The organism is Spiroplasma sp. ald, assembly GCF_044714355.1.
Classification (GTDB): domain Bacteria; phylum Bacillota_I; class Bacilli_A; order Mycoplasmatales; family Mycoplasmataceae; genus Spiroplasma; species Spiroplasma phoeniceum.
The window spans coordinates 1-2,681 of sequence record NZ_RXFY01000123.1; the positions used below are offsets into that span (position 1 = coordinate 1).

Here is a 2,681-nt window from a genome sequence, read left to right on the forward strand (position 1 = left end):
TTAAATTTTTCTATTTCAGCAACCTTTAAAATATCTAACATTTTATTAAAAGTGGCTTGTTTTATTCCTTTTAATCGGAATAATTCTTTATCATTAATAAAATCAAATTTATTAAATTTCATAATTTTAGATTCCTATAATTTCTATTTTAAATATATTTTATAGGAATTTTAAAATAACTAGGTTATGCAAGAAGTCTAATCAATTAATGCTTGACCTATTTTTTGGTTTTTATCACAATATATACGAGTTCCATTTCTATCTAAATATGAATTTTCAAATTTTGTTTTATTATTAGCAGCAGTAACAAATACAATAGGCAAAGAAATACATAATCCTAACAATAAAATTGTTATTAACAATATTGCTATTTTCTTTTTTGTTTCAGTTAGGAAAAAACACCTTATTGATAAAATTAAATATCTCATATCATCATTCCTTTACTCAAATTTATTATTTGATATTGATATAATCTGGGCTCGCGGTGATTTTCATAAGTTTGTGAAAAATGCCTTAAAGTTTAAAAAAACTTTTGCCGCGCTTTTCAAAATCCTTGGGGAAAAATTCTAAGCGTTAAGCGAAGAATTTTATAAAGGTTCCCAAATTTGTTTGAGAGAACCTCAAAATCTTTTTTAACTTGTAAGTCATTTTATCACAAAATTTCAGAAAATCAACCGCTCGCCCAATTCCTGCAAATGATTTTTATAGTCTTAATGATATAATTAAAGCATTTAAAGAAAGGAAGTATATTTAATTTTATGTATAAAAAAGAAAATAAAGTTAATGTTAAAATAACAAACATTACACCTTATGGTGCTTTTTGTAGAGCAGAAAAGGCTGATGGTTTAATTCATATTAGTGAGATTTCAGATTACTTTGTTAGAGATATTAGAGATTTTTTTTGATGTTGGTGATGAAATTGAAGTTGAGATAATAGATTTTAATTCAGTTAGAAAACATCTTAAATTAAGTTATAAAAATTGTCATCCTGAACTATTGAAAAATGATGATGGTAATAAAATACAAGAGAAATCACCTAGTTTAGAAAAATCATTAAATACTAATTATTTAGTAAATAAAAAGTAAATAAAATTTATAAATTTTAGAAAGTTTTTAAAACCTTTTTATATTCCCATTTTAAAACGATACGGATAAGAGCCATAAAACAAAGAATCATATGGGTCATGGTACATTTTACTATCAGGTGTGTTTGTTTTGGTATCACTAAATCTTAGTTCACTAATGCACTTATCTAAAAATGGGAAGTTATCTAATATGCCATATATTTTACCTTGAACAAACACTTTTCTTATTCAGGTTACGCGATTGATTATACCTGCTTCTTTATTAAGAGATGTCTGATGTTTTTTCGCTTTAAACATTTTAATTTTATAGCCTAAATAAGGGTAAATATCTTCTTGTAATTTTTGCATAAAGTCGTGGGCATTAATATCATAATGAAATGTTGCATATTCAAAACCATCAAATTTATCAAATGTATCAATTATTCATTGGCCGTAATATTCAACTATTTAATTTAAATTCATTGTGTTTTTTGGGGTAACAACATTTTCTTAAATTAAATATTTATCATATTCATTATTTTCATTAATTTTATAGCCACTAAATAAAAATACTGTATGGTCTTCAATTTCAAATAAATCAGGTCGCTCTTCTTTATTTGCTAAAACAAGTTTTTTAGTAATATCGGGTATTTTATTTCAAACAGCTCCCATTGTTAATCGTAAATTAAAAACACCTAAACCTTTAAATACATGTTTGTTTTCTGAATATACTTGGTTGTGTTCTTTTAAAATATTTTTAATTCTTTCATTTAAAGGTAAAAATGGCGTTACAAATTTTTCATAAAAGACATGGTATTTATCAAAAGGATTAAAAGTAAATTGGTTAGAATATGTTTTATGAAAAAATGTTGTTACTGTTATATGTTGTTTTGCTATGTTGTCTCATTCTTGAAATGTCCAAGATAATTCTTTTACTGGAATAGGATTATCTAAATTATATTGTTCATTATCATTTTCATCCGTGTATTTTTCGTAAGACACCTTTAAACTTTTTGAACGAAACATTGAAACTCTTAAATTATTATATCTTTTATCTAGTTCTTTATCAGTTAAGATTTCTTTTTCTTCAGCATGTATCATTTCATCTGTTCATGCAGATAAAATCCCACTTCCTTTACCAACTTTTCCCATAATTTTATTACCATTTGCATACCCGGCAAAACAAATTCTAACCCCGCTAGGGAAAATAATTTCTTCGCCTTCCTTTAAATTTTTTGGTCACTCAATTCCGTTTTCATTTTCAGGCCCTAAATCAATTCCATAAGTATTGTATAAATAGTTGCAAACATTGATAGCGTCACCATAAGTAGTATCGTCATGGGTATTAGCATAGCGTCTTAAAATGACTGAAGATGAATCTAAGAAATTACAAGCTAGGAATAGTTTATATGCAATGTGGAGTCATGTTTTATTAGTTCCCCGTCCTGACGAAATAAATTTAAAAAAACAAGAAGATGTAAAATATCTAGCATATACANCTGATGCAAAGTCTTTAAATACTTCTCAATCAAAACCAAAATTATAGTCACTAAAATTTAAATCATATTTTTTATTTAAATGTTCATAACTAGTAATTCGTTTTTTGTTATTAATTTT

4 protein-coding genes are annotated in these 2,681 nt (G+C 25.6%); 2 read left to right on the forward strand and 2 right to left on the reverse strand.

Annotated elements, in window-relative coordinates:
- Positions 1 to 197 precede the first annotated feature (197 nt).
- Positions 198 to 428 (reverse strand): hypothetical protein, encoded by a 231-nt coding sequence (locus tag EHU54_RS05350; RefSeq protein ID WP_400249344.1) that lies wholly within the window; start codon positions 426 to 428, stop codon positions 198 to 200.
- Between the two features lie 330 nt (positions 429 to 758).
- Between EHU54_RS05350 and EHU54_RS05355 the strand changes: the two genes are divergently transcribed.
- Entirely contained in the window at positions 759 to 944 is a 186-nt protein-coding gene (locus EHU54_RS05355; RefSeq protein ID WP_400249346.1) for a S1 RNA-binding domain-containing protein, read from the forward strand.
- Complete coding sequence (locus tag EHU54_RS05360) at positions 859 to 1,086, forward strand: hypothetical protein (RefSeq protein ID WP_400249348.1); 228 nt, start codon at positions 859 to 861, stop codon at positions 1,084 to 1,086. The genes EHU54_RS05355 and EHU54_RS05360 overlap by 86 nt, the downstream gene beginning before the upstream one ends.
- A 38-nt stretch (positions 1,087 to 1,124) precedes the next feature.
- On the opposite strand, the gene EHU54_RS05365 is transcribed toward EHU54_RS05360, so the two are convergent.
- Positions 1,125 to 1,433, reverse strand: a complete 309-nt coding sequence (locus tag EHU54_RS05365) for a hypothetical protein (RefSeq protein ID WP_400249349.1) — start codon at positions 1,431 to 1,433, stop codon at positions 1,125 to 1,127.
- Positions 1,434 to 2,681 lie beyond the last annotated feature (1,248 nt).